At 36.1% G+C, this 26942-nt stretch carries 25 protein-coding genes; 14 read left to right on the forward strand and 11 right to left on the reverse strand.

From position 1 onward, the window contains the following. Positions 1–33 precede the first annotated feature (33 nt). Positions 34–1674, forward strand: coding sequence for a serine hydrolase domain-containing protein (locus C1634_RS08630; RefSeq protein ID WP_103233256.1), 1641 nt, complete (start codon positions 34–36; stop codon positions 1672–1674). A gap of 72 nt (positions 1675–1746) precedes the next feature. Here C1634_RS08630 and C1634_RS08635 read toward each other — a convergent pair whose 3' ends face one another. The 5 genes from C1634_RS08635 to C1634_RS08655 form a co-directional block, all read right to left on the reverse strand. After that, positions 1747–2064 (reverse strand): hypothetical protein, encoded by a 318-nt coding sequence (locus C1634_RS08635; protein WP_228410031.1) that lies wholly within the window; start codon positions 2062–2064, stop codon positions 1747–1749. A 113-nt stretch (positions 2065–2177) separates the two neighbouring features. After that, on the reverse strand, positions 2178–2525 hold the full coding sequence (locus tag C1634_RS08640; protein ID WP_109738237.1) for a DoxX family protein: 348 nt from the start codon (positions 2523–2525) through the stop codon (positions 2178–2180). A gap of 179 nt (positions 2526–2704) precedes the next feature. Then, complete coding sequence (locus tag C1634_RS08645; RefSeq protein WP_103233253.1) at positions 2705–3118, reverse strand: hypothetical protein; 414 nt, start codon at positions 3116–3118, stop codon at positions 2705–2707. Between the two features lie 198 nt (positions 3119–3316). Continuing rightward, positions 3317–4519 (reverse strand): MFS transporter, encoded by a 1203-nt coding sequence (locus C1634_RS08650; protein ID WP_103233252.1) that lies wholly within the window; start codon positions 4517–4519, stop codon positions 3317–3319. Positions 4520–4633: 114 nt separating this feature from the next. After that, positions 4634–5590 carry a helix-turn-helix domain-containing protein gene (locus tag C1634_RS08655; RefSeq protein WP_103233251.1) on the reverse strand — a complete coding sequence of 319 codons (957 nt, stop codon included), beginning with the start codon at positions 5588–5590 and terminating at the stop codon, positions 4634–4636. Positions 5591–5861: 271 nt separating this feature from the next. Between C1634_RS08655 and C1634_RS08660 the strand changes: the two genes are divergently transcribed. Further along, the gene (locus tag C1634_RS08660; RefSeq protein ID WP_103233250.1) at positions 5862–6707 is read left to right on the forward strand and encodes a hypothetical protein; all 846 of its coding nucleotides are present in this window, start codon (positions 5862–5864) and stop codon (positions 6705–6707) included. Positions 6708–6859: 152 nt separating this feature from the next. On the opposite strand, the gene C1634_RS08665 is transcribed toward C1634_RS08660, so the two are convergent. From C1634_RS08665 to C1634_RS08675, 3 genes are all read right to left on the reverse strand, one after another. Next, the gene (locus tag C1634_RS08665) at positions 6860–7471 is read right to left on the reverse strand and encodes a response regulator (RefSeq protein ID WP_103233249.1); all 612 of its coding nucleotides are present in this window, start codon (positions 7469–7471) and stop codon (positions 6860–6862) included. A gap of 5 nt (positions 7472–7476) precedes the next feature. Then, positions 7477–10467, reverse strand: coding sequence for a sensor histidine kinase (locus C1634_RS08670; protein ID WP_109738238.1), 2991 nt, complete (start codon positions 10465–10467; stop codon positions 7477–7479). 735 nt (positions 10468–11202) lie between these two features. Continuing rightward, positions 11203–11850 (reverse strand): DUF1349 domain-containing protein, encoded by a 648-nt coding sequence (locus C1634_RS08675; RefSeq protein ID WP_103235537.1) that lies wholly within the window; start codon positions 11848–11850, stop codon positions 11203–11205. 89 nt (positions 11851–11939) lie between these two features. On the opposite strand from C1634_RS08675, the gene C1634_RS08680 reads away from it, so the two are divergent. The 9 genes from C1634_RS08680 (at position 11940) to C1634_RS08720 (ending at position 20819) form a co-directional block, all read left to right on the forward strand. After that, positions 11940–12677, forward strand: a complete 738-nt coding sequence (locus tag C1634_RS08680) for a response regulator transcription factor (RefSeq protein WP_109738239.1) — start codon at positions 11940–11942, stop codon at positions 12675–12677. A gap of 95 nt (positions 12678–12772) precedes the next feature. Further along, positions 12773–13126: a helix-turn-helix domain-containing protein gene (locus C1634_RS08685; protein WP_109738240.1), complete on the forward strand. Its 354-nt coding sequence runs from the start codon at positions 12773–12775 to the stop codon at positions 13124–13126. Positions 13127–13554: 428 nt separating this feature from the next. Beyond that, positions 13555–14811 (forward strand): aminotransferase class I/II-fold pyridoxal phosphate-dependent enzyme, encoded by a 1257-nt coding sequence (locus tag C1634_RS08690; RefSeq protein WP_103231504.1) that lies wholly within the window; start codon positions 13555–13557, stop codon positions 14809–14811. 6 nt (positions 14812–14817) lie between these two features. Continuing rightward, a complete protein-coding gene (locus tag C1634_RS08695) occupies positions 14818–15444 on the forward strand; it encodes a TetR/AcrR family transcriptional regulator (RefSeq protein ID WP_103231503.1) in 627 nt (208 codons plus the stop codon). 97 nt (positions 15445–15541) lie between these two features. Further along, the gene (gene dnaX, locus C1634_RS08700; RefSeq protein WP_109738241.1) at positions 15542–16627 is read left to right on the forward strand and encodes a DNA polymerase III subunit gamma/tau; all 1086 of its coding nucleotides are present in this window, start codon (positions 15542–15544) and stop codon (positions 16625–16627) included. A gap of 38 nt (positions 16628–16665) precedes the next feature. Further along, positions 16666–17241 (forward strand): hypothetical protein, encoded by a 576-nt coding sequence (locus C1634_RS26290; RefSeq protein ID WP_228410033.1) that lies wholly within the window; start codon positions 16666–16668, stop codon positions 17239–17241. A 399-nt stretch (positions 17242–17640) separates the two neighbouring features. Further along, positions 17641–18723 carry a chorismate mutase gene (locus C1634_RS08710; RefSeq protein WP_109738242.1) on the forward strand — a complete coding sequence of 361 codons (1083 nt, stop codon included), beginning with the start codon at positions 17641–17643 and terminating at the stop codon, positions 18721–18723. Positions 18724–18886: 163 nt separating this feature from the next. Beyond that, positions 18887–19813 (forward strand): ribosome small subunit-dependent GTPase A, encoded by a 927-nt coding sequence (gene rsgA / locus C1634_RS08715; RefSeq protein ID WP_109738243.1) that lies wholly within the window; start codon positions 18887–18889, stop codon positions 19811–19813. A gap of 589 nt (positions 19814–20402) precedes the next feature. Then, positions 20403–20819: a nucleoside-diphosphate kinase gene (locus C1634_RS08720; RefSeq protein ID WP_034687444.1), complete on the forward strand. Its 417-nt coding sequence runs from the start codon at positions 20403–20405 to the stop codon at positions 20817–20819. 79 nt (positions 20820–20898) lie between these two features. Here the strand turns inward: C1634_RS08720 and C1634_RS08725 are convergent, their stop codons facing one another. Further along, positions 20899–22746 carry an alpha-L-fucosidase gene (locus C1634_RS08725; RefSeq protein ID WP_103235213.1) on the reverse strand — a complete coding sequence of 616 codons (1848 nt, stop codon included), beginning with the start codon at positions 22744–22746 and terminating at the stop codon, positions 20899–20901. 275 nt (positions 22747–23021) lie between these two features. Between C1634_RS08725 and chrA the strand changes: the two genes are divergently transcribed. Genes chrA through chrI form a run of 3 tightly spaced genes read left to right on the forward strand, consistent with a single transcriptional unit; the run spans position 23022 to position 24865 of the window. After that, positions 23022–23243: an MNIO class RiPP chryseobasin precursor ChrA gene (gene chrA / locus C1634_RS08730; protein WP_103235212.1), complete on the forward strand. Its 222-nt coding sequence runs from the start codon at positions 23022–23024 to the stop codon at positions 23241–23243. Positions 23244–23245: 2 nt separating this feature from the next. Then, positions 23246–24343 (forward strand): MNIO family chryseobactin maturase, encoded by a 1098-nt coding sequence (gene chrH, locus C1634_RS08735; protein WP_165835292.1) that lies wholly within the window; start codon positions 23246–23248, stop codon positions 24341–24343. Positions 24344–24379: 36 nt separating this feature from the next. Next, a complete protein-coding gene (gene chrI / locus C1634_RS08740) occupies positions 24380–24865 on the forward strand; it encodes a chryseobasin maturation helper ChrI (RefSeq protein ID WP_228410035.1) in 486 nt (161 codons plus the stop codon). 217 nt (positions 24866–25082) lie between these two features. Here the strand turns inward: chrI and rpe are convergent, their stop codons facing one another. Together rpe and chrP are read right to left on the reverse strand one after the other, a co-directional pair. Further along, the gene (rpe, locus tag C1634_RS08745; RefSeq protein WP_103235059.1) at positions 25083–25733 is read right to left on the reverse strand and encodes a ribulose-phosphate 3-epimerase; all 651 of its coding nucleotides are present in this window, start codon (positions 25731–25733) and stop codon (positions 25083–25085) included. Positions 25734–25850: 117 nt separating this feature from the next. Beyond that, the gene (gene chrP / locus C1634_RS08750; RefSeq protein ID WP_103235058.1) at positions 25851–26924 is read right to left on the reverse strand and encodes a chryseobasin maturation metalloprotease ChrP; all 1074 of its coding nucleotides are present in this window, start codon (positions 26922–26924) and stop codon (positions 25851–25853) included. Between the last annotated feature and the right edge of the window lie 18 nt (positions 26925–26942).

Consider the following 26942-nt stretch of genomic DNA (forward strand, 5'->3'; position numbering starts at 1 on the left):
TCAGATTTGCTTCATCATTAAAATTTATAACAGATGAAACCACAAATCAGATTGGCATTGGTCCTTTTTATAATTCTGAACACCGGATTTTATTTCGGACAATTGACCCAGCAGGATAAGATCCGAAAAGCAGATTCCATAGTGAGCAGTTATTCTAAATCCAATACACCCGGAATGGCTGTTGGCATTATTAAAGACGGAAAAGTAATCTATAAAAAAACATACGGACTTGCAAATCTTGAAGACCGGACTCCCGTGACCGATTCTACGGCTTTTAATATCGCTTCCGTTTCCAAACAGTTTACCGCATTTGTTGCCTTTATGGCTGAAAAAGAAGGCCGATTGTCTTTTGAAGATGATATCAGAACTTATCTCCCGGAATTGAAACATTTACCCTACAAAATCACCATCAGACAGCTGGCTAATCATACCCATGGATTACCGGACTATACAACTATCAAAGACTTGCAAGGAATTGGAATTGAAGTGAGGGTGACTAGTGCGGATGCTGCAAAAACAGTTTTGGCTATTAAAAGTATCAACTTTAAACCTGGTGATGAATACAGATACAACAATACCGGTTTTCTGTTGCTTGCAGAAATTCTCCACAGAATTTACAAAAAAGATTTTGCACAGATACTTAAAGAATATATTTTCAAACCATTGCATATGGATCATACAATGGTAATGGAGGATGCGGTGAACATTACTCCGAATAGAGCAGAATCTTATCAGGAAGACAGTTCCGGTTTTATAAAAACACCTCTGGGGCAAATGGGAAATGGAGCTTCCAATATTTTCACTACACTGAACGATTTGTGTACATGGGCAATTAATTTTCAGAAACCATCCATTGGAAGCCGCGAGATTTATAATAAGATGGAGGAAAACACCTTTTTAAATAATGGGGAAAAAGTAGAATACGGATTAGGCCTGCAAACCGGAAAGTATAAAGGTCTGGATATTGTCTTTCATGGTGGAGGTACTGCCAGCTACAGATCTTATATCCTGCATATTCCCGCCTATAATCTGTCTATTGTTCTTGCCGGAAATAAAAGGGCCTTTGACGGATTGCTGATTGCCTATAGAGTAGTAGATGTATTTCTTAAGGATCAGCAGATTCTTCCGCCGCCACCCCAAAAAGTAACGTATACCGCTGCCGAGCTGAAATCATTTGAAGGGACTTATGAAATCAATCCTGGAAATTATCTGGACTTCACAACAGATGGCAGGAATATGTATCCTAAAGGGAGTAAAACTCCGTTAGAGACGGTAGGAGATAACAAATTTAATATCCCTTCTATTCCGACAGGAAGCCTTACATTTCATCCGGGATCGGTAACATTCAGGATTGGAGATTTTACGTTTATCTGTAAAAAAGTAATCTTAAAACCTTTGAAAGAAGATAAAATAGATCTTACCAAGTTTGTAGGGTTTTATAGGAATGAAGAATTCAACACCATTTATCAGTTGGTTATAGAAAATAATAAACTGATTGCCAGACATTCTTTGAATCCTGATATTCCGTTGTATTTCCTAAGCGATTCAGAGCTGTATTCTTCTGTGTCATTCTTCGGACGGCTTGATGTTAAATATGATAAAAATAAAACAGTATCCGGATTTCTATTATCAGGAGGAAATCTCTCTAATATTGAGTTCAAAAGAATAAAATAGTCTTCTCAAAAGTGTCATTCTGATGTTCTTACATGAAAAACCAGAATGACACTTTTTCGGTATCGATAGAGTTTATTTGTTCTGTCCGATATCCAGCCTTTCAAATTTTCCTTCAGCGTTTTTATGGAATCTGAAAAATACAGGAAAGGTTCCCCATTTTCCAGCCTGAAAGTTGCCATAAATATCTTTTCCATCATTTTCTACACGGTCTATGCTGAGAAATTTCTCGTTGCCGAGAGCGTTAGAAAAAAATGATTTAAAGTCTACATGCTGGCCGTCATCTGTCATTGTTGGGTTCTCTGTGAAGAAGCTGTACCAGCTTTTATCGCCGTTCTGTAATGCCTCGATCGCTTGTTTTACCGAAGGGTCTGTTATTTTTGATAAGTCCATTATGGTTTGTTTTTTTGAAGTTTGGTGTTTCTCTTTGTTCGTATTTTGTCCACAGGCTATGCAGGAAAAGCTTATTAGAAATAGGGTTATCAACTTATAGGCTCTCATCTGTTTTAGCTTTTAAGAGGATGTTGAAGATAGATGATCAGAAGATTCAAACAAAGAAAAGGAAGCTCTATCATAGCCCCTTTCAGATCTTTGTTCAAAAGCTGGAAACAGATGATCAATAGGATACCGGCTGCCATCAGAAAGTTTCCCCAGACAAATGTTTTCGGAAATAAAATCATGACAGAAGCCAATATCGTAAATGCTCCATTGATGATAAGTCCTGTTTTGTCAAATCCCCATTTTCCGAACATTTCTGTCATCTCTGGTTTACCTGAAATCATAGCGATTCCTTGTTTGAAGCCCATAAAGACTGCAAATAGAATCAGTGCAAAATTGATAATCTTTAGCATCATTGATGTGTGTTTTATATTATTAAGACAAATATCAATGAAATTAATGAGGTATCAATGGTGAATTTTTCGTAAATTAATATTGAATGAGGACAAAATCAGACATTCTGTTTATTGTATTCCAAAAAAAGACCACAATCTATGGAATAAATTGTGGTCTCCTTTCACTAAGAACTATTTAGCTACGATTCTGTTTTCAAATAGCCATAATGTAAAGTTGTTTCTTTTCCGAATAAGCTTGAGAAAATATTCTGAAATTCATGGATGTATCTGCATTTTATGGCGTTGCCGTATATTTTAAGACCTTCCAGAATTTTTCTGGAACTCAGGTCTATATCATATTTTATAAAAGTTTCCGGTCTTTCATACCGTATACTCTGATCCGAAGTGTAAGTTCTTGAAAATCCTAACTTTTCAAGCCATTCCTCGGTTATTTTAATAGGTTTGATAGAGGCTGCCGGGACTGAGATACTTTGAATATCATTTTCAATTTTAACAAAATAAGCCTGTTCAACATTGTGAAAGATCTCAGTGATTGTATAAATTTGGTTTTTGTACTCAACTAAGTTCTTGATTTTTAAATCTGCTACATTCATAATATTCTGAGTTTTTAAGGTGATGATAAAGTCTCAAATAAATAGCAAATAGTATGCCCTGCATTATATTGTTAAGCCTTGTTTTAGTGAAGATTAGGTTAAATTTTCACTGTAAAAAATTAATGATATGTTAAAATAGCACACCCATGCGGGAATAATAGCGTTTTAGGAAAAAATAGATGTGGTACGTGTGTGGTACTAGTTTTTTGTTCTTTCTTTTGGAACTACGTTCGCAGTGGTCAACAGAAGTGCTGTAATCACCGATATAATAAGTACGCCTATGAAGACATTCCAGGAATAAGCATGAAGAAGATATCCTGTACCACTGCCCAGAATGCTTGAACCAAAATAATAAAACAGCCAGTAAATAGAAGTGGCCGAAGATTTTCCACGTTTGGCATATAAGGCAGTCATCTGACTGGCCATTGTGTGAGCTGCAAAAAATGAAAGGGTAAAAAGCCCAAGTCCGAAAATAAGGATATAGATGTTTTCTGATAATAATAATGAAGCTCCGGTAAGCATAAACAAAATAGAACCTTTCAGAATATCATTCATGCCAAATCTTTTGGAAAGCCGGCCTGCAATCATAGTTCCGAAAACTCCAAAAATATACATCAGGAAGATAAAGGCAATGATAAAATGGCTCAATGAAAAAGGTTTTGCTTCCAGTCTGAATGTCAGGTAATTGTATACACTCACAAAAGCTCCCATCAGCAAAGCTGCTGTACAGTATAGACGAAGCATATAAGGATTTGTCAGGAAAAACTTCATCTGCTTTACCTTAAGGTGATAATCTGTTTTCTGAGGATTGAAAAACCTTGATTCCGGAAATAGTTTCCAAAATATAATACCCAGAATAAAGCTTTCTATCCCGATAAGAAGTACGGCATTTCGCCATCCGAATTCTCCTGCCATAAGAGTTGCCAGTATTCTTCCACTCATCCCGCCAATTGTATTCCCGCTGAGATACATACTGATTGCCGCAGGTACCGCGAATGCATTCACTTCCTCTGTAAGATAGGCAAGAGCAACTGCAGAAACACCAGAAACGACAAAACCCTTCAATACTCCGATAGCAATTAACAGGCTTAAGCTTGGGATCCAGGTAGAAATAATGGTAAGCAGGGCAGACGAAATCAACGAAAAGACCATCAGGCTTTTTCTGGAATAGCTGTCGGCTTTAAAAGCAAAAAACAGTAATCCTAATGCCATTCCTATTGTAGATGAAGACACGAGTAGGGAAGTATCACCTACAGATACCCCGAACTGTTCTGCCGCCATCGGCAGCATCGGCTGGAAAAGATAAAGCTGGGCAAAAACAGAAAGTCCTGAAAAGAAAATACAAAGTTTTATGTATCGGAAACGTTGGCTTCCCTGATTGGTTTTTTCAGATGAATTCATGATTTTTTGCAATTAAAATGCAGAGGTTTGACAGAAAATTAAGTCTTGTAAATTTCCTGATTATTTTCCGAATTAAAAAATCATTATCTCAATGATATTGATTGGTGAAACCGATCAGTGTAGGTGTAAACTGCTGATGTATTCGGAAGGAGTGATGCTTTCCATCTGCTTGAACACCCTGTTGAACGTAGACTGGTTTGAAAATCCGGCTTCCGTATAAATATACATAAGGGTTACCTTCTCAAGATCATTTTCATTAAGCAGTCTTTTTACACACTCAATCCTGTACATATTCAGGTAGTTATTGAAATTGGGATATCCCTTTACCCGGATTGATTTTGAAATATAGCTGCTGTTGATATTCATTTCTGTAGAAAGCTTTGAAATATTAAAATTAACATCTTTATACAGTTGTTTTTCCCTCATTACAAGTTCAATTTTCTCAAATAGTTCGTCTGCAAAAGGTGTTTTTTCTACCACAGGTGCTGGTTGGAGTTCTATATTCAGGGTCTTCTTTTCAATTTCACGGTAGATTTCCACTCTTTTTATTTTATCCTTAAAATAGAGCAGAAGGGCTATCACAGCTACATTGGAAATCATAAGAATGGTATCGGTAATTCTCACATCTTCAGGTTTGTGTATTGGGAATTTAAAGCTGAATGTTTTTGAAATAAGATATCCCGCAATAATATTCAGTAATACAAACATACTGTAGATAAAAACGTACTTCCTCTGAAAGAAAACATAGGCTGCCAGCGGAATCGGAATAAGCCACACAAAGCTTGCAATAGAATTATTCCAGAAAGCAAGCATGATGTAAAAATTATAAAGCGTAGCCGTAATAATGTAGGAATGTACCATGACATTGACTGAATACGTTTTACGTACAATCATGTAAGTATAGACCATTAAAAATAGTCCGCCAAAAAGATACCAGGCCATTATTTTATCCGGGATGATAAAAGTATATATCAAACCAAATATGGCAAGAATAACAGACATCAGAATGTTGTAATAATACACCAGCTGTCTTTTATATTGTTCAATTTGTTTGTCTTGTGTGGTAGTCATTTGTGGTAATAGATAATTTTAAGTCATTCCAATATATTTTGTAACAGTCAAATATCAGAAAATGACTGTTTTATGTTATTGATTGTTAGTTATTTGTGTGTTGTTGAACCGTTTCCGGTTTTTCATTGATTATTCATAAAATTGATTGATCAATGCGGATAACTTTGCACCAGCTAGCTCAATAAAGGCTGATTGATGATTTGTCAATTGACCCACATGATTTATTCTCCTTTTAAATAAATCAAATAATTTTTTTAACAAATATACTAAAATGAAGAAAATAAAATTAACTCTTGCCAGCATAATGATGTGTTTTTCAATAGCTGCATTTTCCCAGGTAGGTATCAATACGGATTCCCCTAAAGTAACATTACATGTAGAAGGGAAACCGGATGTGGCTACCGTGCCAGATGGTGTGATGGCTCCCAGAATGACAGGAGACCAGCTGAAATCTAAAGATGATGTCTACTTAGCCGCGCAGACTGGAGCACTGGTCTATGTAACTCAGGCGGTGACTGCACCTTCTGTAAAAACGGCAAAAGTAGATAAATCCGGATATTATATGTTCAATGGAACGACCTGGAAATTTGCATTTGGAGGAAAAGATGATGACATTACTATTGGAGATTTAATTTACTATCATGGAAGCATACCTGCAGGTACTTCGGGAGCTAATGTATTGGCCAGCACCTATCTTTCTGATCTTCCTGTTTTGGGAGGTTTCTTAAGACTTGATGCGCAATTTAACAGCAGCTCGGCAGGAACAGGGGCTGCTACAACTTTTAACCCAAGGCTTTATAATGCAGGGACCTCAGATGTGAAAATCTGGGTTTCAGAAATGTCTACCCATACCGGTGATTCCGATAACGGGAATATCAAATTATCACCTGGAGCCTACAGGCAGTTTGATGATGGTGTTTACCTTACCCAAACAAATAATGAGACGGTAACATTTGACATTACCATACAGGAGCCGGAGCCAAGATGGTACAGAGTGTATTATGCATTCCGTGTAGACAATAAATCTATAGCAGGGAGCAGCGATGCCACGACAACAGATTCTAATACTTCTGACAACACAAGAGAACTGTTTCTTTCTGTACAGAGGCTATACTAAAGGATTGCTTTGGTGTAGAGCTGTTTGATGATTCTAAAAATACAATGACTATATAAAAAATCAACGAAATCAATAGATCAGTTATTCAAAATCTAATGAGATTTGTGTTTTTTCTGGGGCGGGAATAGTATGAAATTCCGGCCCCGTTTTTTTTAATGCATCATCTCGTACACCTTGATCAATTCTGCAATATTGGAGACGTCAAGCTTTTGAAAGATCCTTTTTTTATAAGTGCTTACTGTAGACATCTGGATATTCAGCCTGTTGGCAATCTCCAGGTTTCCGTTTCCGTCAGCAAGGAGTTTAAAAATTTCATATTCTCTGGTAGATAACTTTTCTACAGGATTGTTTCTTTTGTTTTGAATAATAAGACCGATCAGTTCAGCAGGGTAGAAATATCCTTTTTCGATGACCGTTTTCACGGCATTCTTTATTTCTTCTTCACTGCTTTGTTTGTTCAGGTAGCCTTCAGCGCCTTCTCTGATATATTGGATGGCAACATCTTTGTCATACCCTGAAAATATGAGAATCTTGAGGTCATTTTGTATGTTTTTAAGCTCAGGAACCATTTTTTTATACTGAGTTCCGGGCATATCAATATCCAAAATAAGAAGATCATAACGTTGATCGCCCAGCTTTTTTTTAACCTGTTCATAGTTTTCTGCAAAATCTATTTTTAGTCTCGGATAAGCAGTTTCAAGAACAAGAGAAGTCCCTGCCCTTACTACATAGTGATCATCAGCGATTAAAATACTTTCATTCATAGAGATTAGTTTTTATTGAGCGTTATCTCCACAATAGTTCCTTTGGGCTGGTTTTTTCTGAAATTGATCTCAGCATTGATCTTTTTCACCAGATGGATAACCATATGCAGACCTAGCCCCTTTCCTTTGAAACTGGGAGTTTCCAGCTTAGGGTTTCTGAAGAGATTCATATAAGTAGCGATCTGCTCTTCCGACATTCCTGTTCCGGTATCAGCAATAGTTATTGTGGATTGTTGTTGTCTTTCTGTCATATTCAGGGTGATCTTTCCCTCCAATGTGTTTTTCACGGCATTATCAAGGATGTTGTGGATAATGGCGGTTAAAATACTTTCATTCACTTTAGAATAAACCTGGTGATCAGCAAGATTGGTGATGGTAGTTCCTTTTTCCTTTGCAATTTCACAGAATAATCTGCTTTTGATTTCCAGGATTCTATTCATAGGATATTCCTTTTCTTCAAAAATATTTTCGGCCTTATAAAGCTCAGTATATTCTTTTAAGTTGAGCGTAAATTGATACAGCTGCTCTGAAGACTTATAAATACTGTCAAAATACTTCTTCTGGAGTTCCACGTCATCAGACTCATGAAGCTTCTGAGAAAGCATAGCAATGAACCTGATAGGAGTGGTAATGTCGTGGCTGATAGTTTCCACCAGCTTTTTCTGATATTCAGTTTCTTTTTGCAGGTTGTTTTTTACTACTTCAAGGTGAAGAGAAGTCTCTTTCAGTTCAGAGTTTTTATTATGAACAATCTGTTTTAAGGCTTTGTTTTTTATTCTTAAAAAATTGGTTGTCAGCTGAACAATGATGATCAGGATGATCAGGATGATGATAGAAGCTGACACTCTGAACAGTAACGTCTGATAAAAAAGAGGCTGAATTTTGAAATGGATTGATCTTTCTTCATACTTCCCATCAGGAGATACCAATATTCTTACACTCAGCGTATATTCACCTGGAGAAAGATTGCTAATGGTGTATTTTAATTCCTTTCCGGTTGCGATCTGTTCCCAGTCGGAGTTTTCCTTTCCTGATATCCTGGCTTCGATATAAAGATTTTCCAGATTGGAAAAATAAGGAATGTCAATAAAAATTTCAGCGGTTTTATAGTCATTCTTTAAATCAAGAATCTGATGAAAATACTGAGGTTCAGAATTTCCGATTTTCACCCTTTCAATATAGATTTTTTTCCTGTCCGGATAATACGTCCGAATACTGTCCGGATTGAAAAATACAAAACCGTCCATTGATGGGAATACAAAATCTCCGCTCTCAAGAGCATGGGCATTGGGCTCCGAACTGCCATTGAATTCATTGGTCAGAAAACCATCTTTCTTGGTGAAACGGTAATAGAAAACCGGAGTTCTTCTGTCTTCCGCATATTGCAGCAACTGTTTTTTAAGAACTTTAAATAACCCATTGTTCGAAGAAATCCAATAATATCCTTTTTGATCTTCAAGGATATAATGTGCCGACTGCAGATAATTGTTCCTGTCGTTCGGCATTTTGATAAGTTGATGGTCTTTGAAAAGATAGAACCCGTTTTTATTAGTAGTAATCCAGATTAGATTATCTTTTGTCCTGATGATGCTTTTTACATAGATATTTTTGAGTAAAGGGGTTACTGTATTACTTCCCAGCAATACTGAATACAGCCCATCACTGTTACCGGTCAGAATTTCATTTTCGCTATACTGATGAAAAACATTGACAGAACTTTTAAAATGATAAGTGAAGTCTGGTTTTGTAAACTGGTCCTTTTTGTAAAGATTAAGCTGAGTGCCGGAAATACCAGTACATGTGGTCCCATAAAGGTTCCCGCTTTTCATAAAACTTTCAAGTCCTTTGCTGATAAAAGTAGAATCCTTCTTTTTATACCCTGAATTTTTATAAAACCTGACAATGCTGTTTCTCTTTCTGATCAGAAGATTTCCGGAATTGTCATACATCATAAGGTAGTTTTCATTACTGCCAAACAGGTGTTTTTTGACAATACCGTTTTTTCCGAACTCCGTTCCGTCTTCAGCGATGATGGTGCTTTTGCTGAAAGGAAGAGAAGCGTAATATACGTTATTGGAAAAATCGGCTTCTTTCTTCGAAACATAAAAATGAGAAAGGTTAAGCACATTCAGTCCGTTATTGAGCGTTCCCAGATAAAGTTTGTGGAATTCTTTACCATAAAACATAGAATAATAGGAATGATTTCCTATTTCTTCAAATTTTACAAGAAATTTCAAACGAAGGTCATTTTCGCTGCCCTCTACAATATAAATGTTATCATGATTGATAATAAAAGTCTGATTGGTAATCTGCTGCCAATAGATTTTAGTGTCCGGATGATTAAAAAGAGTAGGCTTTTCAGAAACAGAAAGATGTCCTTTATAGAGGGAATAGGTTTTTCTTCTTTTCAGATCATTGATAAAAAGTGTATCATTCAATACGAAAGCATAGTTCAGATCCCTATTGGTAAAAGGGATGACTATTTTGATTTTCTTTTTCCCTTCCTTATAAATGATGGTGTTCTTTTCTGTAAAATGATAAACCGAATTTTTAAGTTGAATAAAATACTGAACATCGTTATAGAAGTTTGAGGATATGATATTATTGGCAATTCTATGTACAAGTCCGGTACCGTTGGAAAATACCATTTTATCACTGCTGGTAAGATTAGAAAGCTTCGGAAACCTGTTTTTAATGATGATCTTATTTTCCTGGAAATTATTGAGAACCGTAATGCTGTCCAGAAGCGGGTCGCCAATAAACTCTCCGAAACGCAGATTATTGACCCTGAAATTATTAAACGTAATGAAGGAGCTCCCGTCATAACGTACAAGTCCGCTTTCTGTAGAGATCCAGATAAAGCCATACTTATCCTTGACAATGGCCTTTGCACTACTTTGAGGAAGCCCATTGTCTATATTGTACCATGTGGAAGTGTGGTGCTGACCATAAATGTTTAAATATACGCAAGCAAAAACAAATGCCCAAATTCTCATATATGTGCAAAACTGATCTATGTCTGCTGCTAATGCAAGAGACGGTTAATATTAGTATTTGTACAAGTCGAAGTTTTTTTAATGGGTAGGAACGATTGAAAATAAATTTTTATCATTGAAGTTTTCTGGTCTTTTGTGTTTTTATTTTTTTTGATCGTGTAAAAATAGTGAAATTATGGAGATAAATCAGTATGCCACGATCTGTTTTATATAAGTTTTATCCGGGTTTACCGATAGTATAGCATATGGAATTTTACATATTTCAAAAATAAGTGATAAATTTATATTAGATTCCTTTTAAAACATTTTCTATTAATCTCAATGCTGTACTGTGATTGTGATTTCTTTTAGGATTTTATAAATGAAAAATATTGATGCTTCTGTATTTTTTTTAAGATTTATTGATTAACGGTTTAGGTTTTATTTAATTGCTTTTTGTAGTAAAAGTTTGACAAAAAACTGAGGTTAATTCTACATAATATCTTTGTTAAAGCTTATGGATATTCATATTTTTGCAAAAATATTCTCGGAACAATTAAAGAAACTCATCGTTTAAATAATGATTCTAAGAACACAAACGGTTTTATCTCAAAAATAAAAGAGACTGTCTCCATCTAAAGCGGTCTCTTTTTTGTTTTTTATTCTCAGAATTTACCATTTTAAGCCATAAAAAACCTCCCGGAAATGATGGGAGGTTAAATTAAACTGATTGTATATTGAAGTGTAATTCAATCGTTATTGATGAGTTTCAAGCCACTTTAGCCTGCGTTCATCCGGTAAATGTTTTACTGTAAAGTTTTCAAATACAGCATTAAATCCGGTTCCATCAGGGCAGGCTGCCATTAATCCAACCATGACAGGGGTGTTGTCCTGCAAAGGCGCATTTCGCATTAGGATATAGCTCTTGTCATCAAAAGAATAAAAGATTTCCACAGCATCCAGTCTTCTTATGGCTTTTATCCATACTGCAGGCGGCGTTTTTTCTAATGTAATGACGCTCCAGTCACTTTTGTTGTGAGTGACAACAGTGCTGAGGTTATATTTACCGTCTACAAACTCCACTCCGGCTTTGATGTAATGCTCTTTGTCTGTTCTCAGCATAAGACCCATCTGGTCAAATCTTGCTTTGTAGCTGCCGGTTATTTTTACTTTTGCTTCAAATTCACCTCCGTAAGTAGTGTAATAGAAGGGAGCGTCATCCACGGTGAATCCGTAGTGTGAAATCCTCCAGTAGTCACTCTGTGGAGTTACAAACATCGACAGGCTGTTGTTTTTGATTTCCCATTTTTCAGGTTCATTAAACCAGGTCATTTTCTCCAGAGTCTGGGCAGAAAACTTTTGAATCAGGAACAAGGCACAAAAGCCTAAAATCAATTTCTTCATTCTCTTTTGGATAAGTTCTAAGGGTAAATTATTATTTTAGCAAAAGTATTATTAAACCCACATTGTGTCAATACTGATAAATAACCATTATGGAAATCCGGGAACAACTCAGTCATAAATTATTAAATAACACTTCCAAAAAATGCATGCTTGATATTGACGCCTATAAGCAGAGAGCCTATGCATATTCTCAAATGGAAGGTGCTATATGTGTATTAAGTGATGTGCAGGCAAATAAAAGTTATATCTATAAATCTGCAGCAGCTTTAGAGCTTGGGTTAAGTATAGGTGAAAATCCTACAGAAATAGATACAATCTGGGAAGAAGAGATGCTGAAAAAGATCCATCCCGATGACCAACTGAAGAAATATATCCATGAACTCCGTTTTTTCAAATTACTGGATGCTATGGAAATGGAACAGCGTGCAGAGTATAGTGTCGTGTCAAAAATCAGGATGAAAGATAAAAATGAAGAGTACCGATGGGTAAAACACCGGATGTTTTATGTGTATTCACCCTATAACGGCAGGCTGAGGCTGGCTCTCTGTCTTTATAATATTTCCCTGGCCAGGTCTACAGCTCCTGATTTTATGATTATTAATACAGTAAAGGGAGAAGTGGTGGTAAAAGATAAGCTTGATTATAAAAATATTCTGAGCCCAAGGGAGCTGGAGGTTTTAAAATTTGTAGGAGAGGGATATGCCAGTAAAGAAATTGCTGATCGGCTTTCCATAAGTATCAATACGGTGAGCAGACACCGTCAGAATATCCTGGAGAAGCTGAAAGTGAAAAACTCTACCCAGGCTTTCAAAGATAGTTTCTATTAGCTATTCAGTTTGAATATCCGAAAAGTTCACCATGTTGTTTTGTATCTTATAATTAAATTTATACCTTGAATACAAATTAGTAAGAACAACACAAGATGAAAAGAAGCGAAGAGATTACCCGTCAGTATTTTACCTTTTTGGAAAAACACATTCAGGATGTTATTTCAGGATCGGTTTCCGAATTTATGGAAATGAATGAAATTGCCAGAGAACTTGCTGTTTCTCACAAACATCTTACCTATACGATTAAACAAGAAGCAGGACAGCATCCCTGTTTTTTTTATGACGAAAAAATTATCATACAGGCAAAACAGATGCTTATTATTTCCGATAAATCCATAGCAGAAATTGCCCGAATTTTTACTTACGATCCATCCAACTTTTCAAAATTTTTCAAAAAAATGACCGGTCTTACTCCTGGAGAATTTAGAAAATCCAATCTATTCTAAATTGACTATTCTATTTCTTTAAAATTGCTGTGGCAGGGTATTTATGATGATGATTATCTCTGGGTAGGGATTTAATTATGCTTGGATTTCAGCTTCAAAAGCGGGTTTAGTGAATTATAATGTTAAAATTGATGAAAAATAATCTTTTATAAATGAGACGGTTGTAAAAAAATAACCGTCTTTTTTTATTATTTATCTATTAATATTTCTTTATTGTTTACTTTTTTTATTAAATTTAGGTAAGAAAAAACTAATTAATTCAATAGAAGAAAATGTTAAAAGATTCAGATATTATAAAATGAGTTTGGTTTCCAGAGAGTAAGAATAAATTATTGTGTCTTTAATAATATTTAATCTTAATTGGGGAGCTTAAGCCCTTTAAATAGTTATATATTTGTTTTTTTAAACCACAACAAACAAGATTAAGGATGAGCATCAATTTCACAACAGCAACTATTAAAGACTTTGAGAATATACCAGATAATAACATGGCTCAAAGGGCTGAAATATTTTATGAATATTTAGACTATGTAAAGTCTAATGGTCATATGAACTACAGACTGAAGAATACTTCAGGAACCAATGCAATACTGAATGTAAATATTGCAAACCAGAACAGAGAATTTGTTAGTTTTGTATCAAGTGATTATTTGGGATTTACACAGCACCCAAAAGTAAAACAAGCTGCTATTGAAGGGATAGAGAAATATGGTACTGGTACTGGAGCTACTCCTCTTATCGGTGGCTATTTTGATTATCACAATGCTTTAGAAAAGAAAATTTCAAGTTTTTTTAAACGAACAGAAGACGAAGCCGTAGTATTTACTACCGGTTATACAGCTAATAGTGCGAGTTTACAATGCTTAATGCAGAAGGAAGATCTCGCTATTTTAGATATGGCAGTGCATGCCAGTGTACACGAAGGATGTGCTTTTACCAATAAAAAAACATTTCCGCACAATAATTTGGAATCTTTGGAACACATTTTGAAGGTATCTGAAAATCTGTACCGTACGAAACTCGTTATTGTGGATGGAGTGTATTCCCAGGATGGTGATACCTCTCATATTAATGAGATCTATAATCTTGTGAAAAAGTACAATGCCTTTCTGATGGTAGACGACGTACACGGTGTCGGCATCCTCGGAGAAACCGGAAGAGGTACTTTGGAACAAGCTGGATTATTGGATAAAGTGGATATCATCACTGGAACATTCAGTAAAACGTTTGGTAACCTTGGAGGATATGTTATAGCCGATAAAAAATTGGCAGCATTCATGAGATTCCACTCCCGCCAGCAGATCTTCTCAGCTACAGCCCCACCATCATCCGCAGGAATCGTTAAAGCCATTGATTTAATAGATGAAGAACCTATCTGGAGAGAAAAACTCTGGAACAATATCAACTATTTCAAAAAAGGACTTGATGATTTAGGATTGGATACCGGAGTTACCTGTTCCGCAATTATACCCGTAAAAATTGGAGATCCTTATGTAACAGGAGAAGCCGGAAAACTACTAATAGAAAAAGGAATCTATACCAACCCGATTCTTTACCCGGCTGTACCAAGAAAAGATGCGCGTATAAGGATGAGTGTAACGGCAAGACACGAAAAAGAACATCTGGACAAAACGCTTAACGCGTTTGACGATATTAATAAAAAATTGCATATTGCAAAAAAATAATAAATTATGCCTAGAAAAGTAGTGCAGGGCCCCATTAGGGACAAAGAAAAAACAAAACAAAAACTGCTTGCTGCAGTTGGTAAAATTTTAAGAGTAAAAGGATACTCCGGATTAAAAGTAAGTAAGATTGCCGCAGTCGCTGGATTTGATAAAAAATTGATCTATGAGTACTTTGGAAGTACTGATAAGCTGATCGACGAATATATCAAATCTCAGGATTACTGGAGTCAGGTAAATCAGGATGTAAATATTGATTTTTCTGACGGAGGGCAAGAGCTTACCAAAATGGTTGTTCTGAACCAGTTTGAGAATCTGAAGAAAAATAAAGAACTTCAGAAGATTATTCTTTGGGAACTTTCAGAAAGCAAACCTATCCTTAGAAAATTAGTAGACCAACGTGAAGAAGTAGGAGAAGTGCTGTTTGGAAATATATCAGACCCTTTCTTCGGAGAAGGAGCAACAAGACACAGAGCAATTATGGCCCTAATTGTTTCAGGAGCTTACTATCTCAACCTTTATACAGCTTATAACGCAAGTAAATTCTGCGGTATAGATCTGAAAACAGAGGACGGAAGAAAAGAAATAGAAAAAGCTATTGTTGAATTGATTGGATTTGCATACGATAAGAAATAATCATTAAAAGTTTTCCGATTTGAGCAGAAATACATTTTTGTTGATATTTGAAAACTTTTAATTTTCAAATTAAAACTATATTTCTTATTTTTGACCAATGGAAAATTTTATAGTATCTGCAAGAAAATATCGTCCTCAGGAGTTTGATACTGTTGTGGGACAATCCCATATTACGGATACTTTAGAACATGCAATTGAAGAAAGTCAACTCGCTCAGGCATTACTTTTTTGTGGTCCTCGTGGTGTGGGTAAAACTACTTGTGCCAGAATTCTTGCAAGAAAGATCAATGAGAAAGATGGCTCGGTTTCAGAAGACGGCTTTGCCTATAATATCTATGAGTTGGATGCTGCATCCAATAACTCTGTAGATGATATCAGGGAACTGATAGATCAGGTAAGATTTGCCCCTCAGGTTGGTAAATACAAAGTATATATCATTGATGAGGTTCATATGCTGTCTTCTGCCGCTTTCAACGCTTTCCTTAAAACGCTTGAAGAGCCGCCTGCTCATGCTATTTTCATTTTGGCAACCACGGAGAAACATAAAATTATTCCAACAATTTTATCCCGCTGCCAGATCTATGACTTCAAGAGAATTGTCATTGAAGACATCCAGAATCATCTGAGAACGATTGCCCAAAAAGAAAATATCCAGTACGAAGACGATGCATTGTACCTGATTGCTCAAAAAGCTGATGGCGCATTAAGAGATGCACTTTCTATCTTCGACAGGCTCTCCACATTCTCCCAAAAAAATATTACGCTGGCTAAAGCAGCTGAAGTCTTAAATATTCTGGATTACGACCAATATTTGAATATTGTAGATCTCGCCAAGGAAAACAAAATTCCTGAAGTGCTTTCTGCGTTCAATGAGATTGTAAAAAAAGGATTTGATTCTCATATTTTCATTGCCGGATTAGGAAATCATTTCAGAGATCTGATGATGGCACAGAATACTTCTACTATTGATCTCATCGAAGTAGGAGAGAAGACAAAAACCAAATTTATAGAACAGGGACAGAAGTGGGCCGCCCAGCAGCTGATAGATGGTATTGAGATCTGCAACCATGCGGATATTAATTATAAGAACTCCAAAAACCCAAGACTTACGGTTGAAATTGCATTAATGCAGCTGGCTTCACTGACAGCTAATTTAGGTGATACTAAAAAAAAAAGTTCCTGATTCTAGCCCCGTTTCTTAGTGAGAAACAGGAGGTCAAGATGCCGGAAAAAGCTCCGGAGAAAAGAGAAGTTAAAGCAGAACAACAGTCTGCAGCTCCTGAAAAAATAGAGGAAACTTCTGTAACGAAAACAACCAAGCCATTATCAAGACCGGGGATTTCTTCCGGATTCAGCATCAATTCCTTTTTGAATAAAGAAGATAAAGTGGAAACAGCAGAAAATGTTGTTGTGAAAACTGAAACTCTTCCTCAGCACCATTTTACAGATACAGATCTGCAGATGGAATGGAAAATTATGCTTCAACATCTTCAGGTAAAAAATAACATTGTATTCAATGCTGTAAAAACCTTCAAACTGGTAAAATCTGAAGAAAATAAAATCAGAGTTTTATTCCCCTCAGATTCTGCTAAAGTAGAATTTGATAAAATAAGTGGAGAATTTTTCAATCATTTTAAAAGAAAAATTCAGAACCATGCTATCGAGGTAGAATACGTCAGAGACGTTGAAAACCTGAAGATTGAAGTCGTTACCAAGAGAAAAATGTTTGAAAAATTTATAGAAAAAAATCCACTTTTGAAAGATCTTGATGATTTAATGAAGTTTGATTTGACATAATTTTTATATATTTGTAGAATATTTCTGTTGAAAATACGTTTTCAACAAGAACAAATTGCAACCAGAAACGCTAAAACAAAGACATTTCCAGAATAAAATGGAAAAATTGACTAACACATATCAGTCTTTTTTTGCACCCGCTAATTATTTTTTTAGCGGTTATTTTAGTTTTTCTGCTTCTTATTATAGAAATTTCAGAACCTATTACCGATTTTATTGGTATTGTTAACTGAATTTCTTTCCAAAAAATACAGGAGAAGTAGAGCCCTATTATTTTCCTGATTCCTTTAAACAATTTTTGAACGGCATTTTTTGAAAAGAATTATAAATTAATTTTATAATCCAATGGGCTATTGCTGTCAACTAAAAAAATTATACAAAAACAATAAAATTTAGAATATGAATTTAAATGATTTAAAAAACGAGTGGATCGATGGGCTTACACAGCCTTTAATGATTGCAGGACCATGTAGCGCGGAAAGTGAAACTCAAATGCTTGAAACGGCGAGGAGAATTAAAGAATCCAATGCGAATGTATCGGTTTTCCGTGCAGGAATCTGGAAACCTCGTACCAAACCAAATGGTTTCGAAGGAGTAGGAGTGATCGGTTTGAACTGGCTAAAAAAAGTAAAAGAAGAGTACGGTTTTAAAACAGCGACTGAGGTTGCGAATGCACACCACGTTTTTGCAGCTTTAGAAGCAGATGTGGATGTTCTTTGGATAGGAGCGCGTTCTACAGTGAACCCGTTTACAGTACAGGAAATCGCAATGGCTTTAAGAGGAACCAATAAGCCGGTATTCGTAAAAAACCCCGTTAATCCGGATCTTGCTTTATGGATCGGAGCGTTGGAAAGACTTCTAGGACAGGATATTAAAAACCTGGGTGTAATCCACAGAGGATTTTCAACTTACCAGAAAACAAAATACAGAAACAATCCAAACTGGCAAATTGCCCTTGACTTCAAGAGCCAGTTTCCAAATATTCCAATGCTGATCGACCCGTCGCACATCTGCGGAAACAGAACAGGTCTTGCTGATATTACGCAGGAAGCTCTTAACGTAGGATACCAGGGTGCTATTATTGAGTCACACTGCAATCCTGATGAAGCTTGGAGTGATGCTTCACAGCAGATTACTCCAGAGGTTCTTGCAGATCTTATTGGTAACCTGAAAGTAAGAAGTACCAATCTTGCAGGTTTTGAAGGTGAAATGGGAAGACACAGAACCTTGATCTCAGACCTTGACTTCCAGTTAATTGAACTTCTTTCTCAAAGGATGAAAATTTCTGAAAAGATTGGTAAGCTTAAAAAGGAAAACGATATTGCGATCTTCCAGCCGGAACGTTGGAAAGTAATTACAGAATACGCTACTCAAAAAGCAAAAGAAACCGGAATGTCTCAGGAATTTATTGAAAAAGTCTTCAAAGCGATTCACGAGGAGTCTATTGAAGTTCAGAATAGTATTATGATCGATAAGAGATAAATTGCAGATAATAGGTAAGAGAGAGCGAAAACTTTTACCAGATTTCCGGCAAAAAATATAGATTAGGGCTTAGACGTCAGGACTTAGGGAATTGAAACATGTGTTTTTAACCTATTTCCTGAATTCTAAGCCCTAATTCCTTATATTTGCACCAGCATTATCTATGAAAGGAAAAATCATTAAATCTACAGGCAGTTGGTACCAGGTTTTGGAATTGGAAACAAATAAAATTTTCGAGGCCAGAATCAGGGGGAAATTCAAATTAATAAAAACCAGACTTACCAATCCACTTGCCGTAGGAGATTTTGTCGAGTTTCAACTGGAACAGGATGATATTGCCTGGATCACAAAAATTGAACCCCGTTTCAATTATCTGATCAGAAAATCCGTAAACCTTTCGAAAGAAGCCCATATCATTGCTTCTAATATTGATACGGCATGCTTTATCTTTACCCTTAAACATCCTGAAACATCATTAGGTTTCCTGGATAGGTTTCTGGCATGCTGCGAAGCTTATAATATTACACCATTGATTCTTTTTAATAAGATTGACGTTTTACATGAAGAAGAAATTGAAATCGTAAAAGACATAGAATTTGTGTACCAGGAAATAGGGTATGACACATTGGAGATTTCATCATATTCCAGATTGAATCTGGATCAGCTTCAGGACATCCTTAAAGATAAAACTTCAGTATTCTTTGGACATTCCGGTTGTGGAAAATCTACTTTGGTGAATGCTTTACAACCAGGATTAAATTTAAAAACATCTGAAATTTCAGACACCCATCTGAAAGGAAAACATACCACTACTTTTGCACAGATGCATTTCTGGGATTTTGGCGGGAATGTTATTGATACACCAGGTGTTCGTGAATTTGCCATGATCGATATTGAAAAAGAAGAAGTACAGCATTATTTTCCCGAAATTTTTAAAAAGAGAGAAGAGTGCAAATTCCACAACTGTCTTCACATTAACGAACCCAAATGTGCCGTTCTTGACGCCCTGGAAACAGGTGAAATTCAAGATACGCGATATTCTACCTATATTAAATTGATGGACGAAGCAGAAGAAGCTTCCCAAAAATAATCAAAAACAACATCTTATCATCCCTAATGCAGATTAATTCGGACAATCTGTACATATTTTAGTGCCCTTATGCCAGAATAATATTTTTAATAATATGTTTTTATAAGAATCATATTAACTTTTCTGTTTGGTTATCTGTTTTTGGGGCTTATTTTTTTAATTTTTTGATGAAAAAAAAGTCCGTTTTAGAATAACTCTACTTTTTGGCATAGCTATTTTGGCAGATAACTCCACTTTTGTCACATTTTAAATTTTCTTTACAATGATATTTGGGAAATTTCAATTATTTTATTAATTGCTATAGAAACAATAATGTTGTTAAAAACGATCCTATTTCGCTTTTTAAATTATTGAATTAATAAAAAACAATGGTGTTTTTTGAGAAATAAAAAACCCAGCCGAAGCTGGGTAAAAACTAATAACCATGAAAACTCAAATTAAACATGAGAATCGGAATAGAATGAACAATTACTGTGCCAAAGTTTGGTTCACAATTTCTTAATAAAAGTTATTTTTATGTTAAAAAAAAATTAAAATAAAAATCAAAGATATTTTTTGTAATTTTGCGCCATTAAAAAAATATACATTTATGTCTAACATTACATTCACTATGATTAAGCCTGATGCAGTTGCTGACGGACATATCGGTGCTATATTGGGTAAGATTGCTGAAGGAGGTTTTAAGATCAAAGCTTTAAAATTAACTCAGCTTACAGTTGCTGATGCGAAAAAATTCTATGAAGTACACGCTGAAAGACCATTTTATGGTGAATTGGTAGAATTCATGAGTTCTGGTCCTATCGTAGCTGCAGTTTTAGAAAAAGACAATGCAGTTGAAGATTTCAGAACATTAATTGGTGCTACTAATCCTGCAGAAGCAGCAGAAGGTACAATCAGAAAAATGTTTGCAAGAAGCATCGGAGAAAATGCTGTTCACGGTTCAGATTCTGACGAGAATGCATTGATCGAAGCTCAATTCCATTTTTCAGGAAGAGAGATTTTCTAAGAAAATCATCTTACAAAATAAAAATCCGGAGAAGTTTCTCCGGATTTTGTTTTTTAATAAGGGTAGGTGTCAAACGATATTAAAGATTGTTTTCAATAGCTCCCACATTTTCTCGGTAAAGCTCAAGGGGTTTATTCAGCAAAACAGCAATAACGGTCATCTGCTTATCAAGTCTTTCCTTGGGAATGTCAATATAAATAATTCCCGGTCTGTCACTCCAGTAAAGTTTATTGTAAATCGTATGGGGAAGCATAGTGCCTTCACCCACAATTCTTATTCTGGAAATTTCATTTTTAATTCCTTTTAGGGCAATAGGTCCCGTAGGTGTTCCTTCCACAAAAAGATAAAGAGTCTGTTTGTCTTTTGATAAAGCACTCATCCCGGAGTAATGTCCATCCGGCAACCCTTTTTCAGTTTCAAAAAAAGCTTCTGTATGTTTACCGATCCAATTGATGGTTTCAGGATTGGCCGTGGATGTTTTTCCGAGCTTCATATCAAGTCCGTCACTGGTCGCCCCGGAGTTATTCAATAGATTAATACCATCATGCAATGAATTAGCCAGGTCATAAGCTGCTAATAATGTATTTTTATTTTGGAGTACTGCAGTAAGGGAAAGCTTTTCTTTCTTAAAATCTTTAAGAAAAATAGGGGGAGTATCAAAAGTAAGTTCTGCCACAGTGACATCTTTGTCAAATTTCACATTGGAAAAATTCAGTGTCAGTGTTTTTTCAGCGCTGTAATCCATTTTGATACCGGCTGAAGGATCTCCTATAATTTTTGCTGAAAGAGGTTGGGTTGACAATCCATAGATCTTTGTAAGCTTTTTGGCTTCTTCCAGATAGAGGAATAAAGTTTTTTGTGATGTAGATAAGGAAGACTTCCCTTTATAGTTTTCAAAAGGAATTCCACGGGTTGTTTCATAAATGGCATGCTGGTTTTTGGAAGTCCAGCGGCCAAGGTTTTTCAGAATTTCAATCTGCTCTTCCGGAATTGTTCCGTCTGATTTTGGACCGATGTCAAGCAGTAAGTTTCCTCCCATGCTGATCACATCTGCCAGGGTTCTGACAATCATATTGGGTGTTTTGTATGCCTTATCATAGGGTTGATATCCCCACGAATCATTCATCGTATAACAAAGTTCCCAGTATGGATTTTGTGGCGGAATTACAGGAATTCCCTGCTCAGGAGTATCATAATCTCCATGATTGTTGAGCCTTGAATTGATAATGATATCAGAATTGTGTTTCTTGAGAAGATCAAGGGTCTGAGTAGCTTTCCATTCCTCAGAAGTATGTTCCCAATCCCCATCGAACCAAAGAAGATCCGGGGAATATTGAGAAGACAGTTCATTGAGCTGGCTTTGGTAATAGCTGATAAAATTCTGCCAGCGTTTAGGATCATTTTTTATTTCGTAACGCTTTTTTGTCCGCGTATTGATATCATAATACGGATGGCTCCAATCCGGTAATGAAAAATAAAGTCCGGTTTTTAATCCTGAATTCTTCAGAGCCGTAACAAAAGGACTTAGAACATCCTTCTTTGCCAGAGAATTTTGAGGAATAGTGATTGCTTTTTCAGCCTTAGAGTTCCATAGGGAAACCCCATCGTGATGTTTAGTCGTAATGACAGCATATTTTGCTCCGGATTCTTTAATAAGATTTACCCATTGTTCAGGCTGATATTTTGAAGCTGAAAAACCATTCAGCTGCTTCAAATAATTCTCGTGATTGATGTAATTGTTGAAGAACGACCAGGATTCGGAGATTCCATTCACGGAATAGATTCCCCAGTGAATAAAAATACCCAGCTTGGCATTTTTAAACCATTCCATTTTTTTGCTGTTGTCAGCTGTTTGAACCTGTGCATCGATACTGTATGCTGACAGTGTCAATCCAAGGAAAATAGCTTTAATCAGACTGCTTTTCATAGGTAGATTTATTTTAACACTAAATATAAATAAAGAATAGATTACGGCATATAATAGTTTCTTATTATTTACCAATAATTGTTATGAAAACGTTTCTTTTATTATTGTATATTTCCTTCCAACTATTTTTGAAAGAAAAGGCTGTGAAATAATATGAAGAAAGGGGAAAATAAACAGCAGATCTGGATAAAGCGGTTTTAAGATAAGAGTTTCAATACACAACATGTATAATATTGGAACGTTTATTGTAAAATCTATCTGAAAAATAAACAATTATGAAAATTCCAACATTATTAATGGCAAGCTTACTGGCTGTAGGGGTTTCTGCACAAACTACAAAACCTGCCAATAAAGAGAAAAAGCCTGCAAAAAAGAGTAAAAAAACAGCCATTACTGAAACACCAGGAAAGCCTAAACCCGGTACATCTACTGTGATTGTAAAAAAAGACAGCGTGATTCCTCGTGGCCATGGATGCCCGGCTTGCGGAATGGGATAAAGATGAGAAAGCCACTGTTGGGAGTGTCCATGATGGCAGAAGCAGACTTTGTTTCTGCTATTTTGCCGTTGCTGCAGAATAACTCCATTGAGGTATTGGAATGGTCTTTTGATACCCTTTATCATACTCATGAGCCGGACTGGCTTTGCGATCTGCTGAACTTTTATGCCGAAAATAACCGTTTGATAGGGCATGGTGTCTACTATTCTCTGTTAGATGCAAGATGGACAGCAAGACAGGAGCAATGGCTGGAAAAATTAAAAGAAGAAGTCCAGCAGCGAAAATATAATCATATCACGGAACATTTTGGTTTCATGAATACGGATAATTTTCATCAGGGAGTTCCATTACCGGTATCTTTACATCCTAAAACCTTACAAATAGGAAAAGACCGACTGAATAGACTTCAGGAAGCTGTTGACATTCCTGTCGGTATAGAAAATCTTGCCTTTTCGTTGTCTGTGGATGATGTTAAAGAACAGGGAATGTTCCTTGATAAACTCACAGAAGACAGCAATGGTTTCTTGATTCTGGATCTTCATAATATATATTGCCAATCCTGTAATTTCGGAGTAGAAATGCAGGAAATAATCAATTTGTATCCTTTGGACAAAGTAAAGGAAATTCACCTTTCAGGAGGGAGCTGGCAGGAGAGTGTCTATGGAAAAATGCCGGTGAGAAGAGATACTCATGATGATGTTATTCCGGAAGATATTTTTTCTGTTTTACCTGCTGTACTGACACAATGTCAGAGCCTCGAGTATGTTATTATTGAAAGACTTGGGCATACCCTCAAAACGGAAGAGGAAAAAAGTAATTTCTTACATGATTTTAATAAGGTTAAAACAATTATTGAAGCCTCAGACTGGAAAAATAGAAGAGAGAATAATTGGACCAAAAAGGAAATACAGCTTGCAGAAAAACCTGTTGAAGATCTGGTTTTGTATGAAGAGCAATCGAGGCTTACCAGGCTTCTTTTTGATAATGTAGGAGCAGCAGCCATTAAAGATCAGGACTTTCATTATTTTAAAACAGAAAACTGGGATCCCGAAATGATTTTGACCGCCCAGAATATCATTAAAAAATGGAATCCTTATTAAAACTCAACCCTGATAACCAAATCAAATTATATGAAAATGACAACATTAGTATTGATCATTACTGCCGTCCTCACTGCTTTGATAGGAGGGCTTTTCTATGCCTATTCATGTTCAGTGGTTCTGGGGTTGGGGAAACTTTCTGATACGGAATATGTAAAGGCTATGCAGAGCATCAACCGGGAAATCCTGAATCCTGTTTTCTTTATGAGCTTTATGGGAACTGCGGTTCTACTTCCGGTATCTGTCTTTTTGTTCCGGGGGCAGCAGTCTGTTTTTATTTTTCTTCTGCTGGCGGCACTGGCTTATTTGATCGGTGTTTTTGGAGTAACGGTTGCAGGGAATGTTCCTATGAATGATGCTTTGGATAAGTTTGATATTTCCAATTCTACAGCAGATGCTATCAAACAGATGCGTGAAAATTTTGAAAACAGATGGAATTTCCTGAATAATATAAGAACTGTATTTTCTGTGGTTTCCATAATTTTTGTTGTCTGTGCCTGTATCTGGAACAAGGAAGTGTAAAAAAGATACGAGAAATTAAGTGAAAATACGGAGCCAAAAGATTCGGTATTTCTACGGATGCATACATAGGGTTTTATTCAGATCTTTGTGTTGTTAGCGAGACATAATTTAACATTTTCAAGATGTTGAAAAAAAGATTATAACCAAGACGACTTAAGTTCCAAACAAGAGAAAAGGCAGCCATTGGCTGCCTTTTGCTTATGATAAATATAATCTATTAGATCTTCAGTAGCTCGATCATTTTTTCAGGGCTTTCAGCTGAGAAAACAGCATTTCCTGCAACAAGAACATCAGCTCCGGCTTCAAATAATTTAGAAGCGTTGTCAAGATTCACACCGCCATCTATCTCGATAAGTGCGGTAGAATTGTTGCTTAAGATAAGATCTTTAGTTTCTGCAATCTTTTTGTAAGTATTTTCAATGAATTTCTGACCTCCAAAACCTGGATTTACACTCATTAATAATACAAGATCTACATCTGCAATAATGTCTTCAAGCATTAATACCGGCGTAGAAGGATTTAAAACAACCCCTGCTTTTACCCCTTTGCTCTGAATGTGGTGGATGGTTCTGTGAAGATGAGTACAAGCTTCATAATGTACAGAAATAAGGTCTGCACCATGATTGATGAATTCATCAACATACTTATCCGGCTCTACGATCATCAAGTGAACATCTACAAATTTTTTAGCATGCTGCTGAACGGTTTTCATCACCGGAAAACCAAATGAAATATTGGGTACAAATCTGCCGTCCATTACATCAATGTGGAACCAGTCGGCCTGAGAGTTATTCAACATTTCAATGTCTCTTTGCAGATTCCCAAAGTCTGCAGATAAAAGGGATGGAGCAATAAGCTTCGTTTTCATTTTTACTTTATATTAGATATTTAGAGTCAGGAATCAAGAACCAAAGCATGGTGAAAACAGGTGTTTTCTGCCCGTGTTTTGAGTATCTTGAATCTTGTGTCTTTCATCTTGATTCTACTAATGATACTTCAGTTTCATTTCAGGTTTGATCTTAAGAATGGTTTCGTAGATAAGCTTAATCACATTGCCTACATCTTCTTTAGATACCATTTCTACCGTAGTATGCATGTAGCGCAAAGGTAAGGAAATTAACGCACTTGGTACTCCGCCGTTAGAATGGGCAAAGGCGTCTGTGTCAGTTCCTGTAGCTCTGCTTGCTGCTGCTCTTTGGAAAGGGATTTTTTTTGTTTTCGCCGTGTCAATGATTAATTCTCTGATTATATGATGAACACTCGGAGCAAAGAATACAACTGGTCCTTCACCACATTTCTGATCTCCTTCTTTTTTCTTTTCAATCATCGGAGTGGTAGTGTCATGGGTAACATCAGTAACAATGGCGATATTAGGCTTAATCGTGTCAGCAATCATATCGGCTCCATATAAACCTACTTCTTCCTGTACAGAATTGGTAATATACAGTCCGAACGGGATAGATTTTTTATTTTCTTTTAAAAGCCTGGCCACTTCAGCGATCATAAAACCACCGATTCTGTTATCGAGTGCTCTGCAGACAAAATATCTGTCGTTCATTTCAAAGAACTCGTCAGGGTAAGTAATCATGCATCCCACAAAAATTCCCATTTCTTCCACTTCTTTTTTGGAAGTAGCCCCACAGTCGATAAAAATGTTTTCGATTTTAGGAGTAGGCTCATTCTGATTGGTTCTCGTATGAATGGCTGGCCATCCGAATACGCCTTTTATGATTCCATTTTCTCCGTGAATGTGGACAACCTTTGAAGGAGCAATTGTTTGATCTGAGCCTCCGTTTCTGATCACATAGATCAATCCGTCATCCGTGATATAATTCACATACCAGGAAATCTCATCTGCATGTGCTTCAATCACTACTTTAAATTCAGCTTCCGGATTGATGATCCCATAACAGGTTCCATAATGATCTACTTCTATTTTGTCTACATAAGGTCGGATATAGTCCATCCAGACTTCTTGTCCTTTGTGTTCATAACCCGTTGGCGATGATGTGTTTAAATATTTTTCTAAAAATTTCAAAGATTTCTTCTCAAATTTCATAAAAAGGAATGATTTTTG

Origin of the sequence: Chryseobacterium viscerum, from assembly GCF_002899945.2 — a bacterium.
GTDB classification, from domain to species: domain Bacteria; phylum Bacteroidota; class Bacteroidia; order Flavobacteriales; family Weeksellaceae; genus Chryseobacterium; species Chryseobacterium viscerum.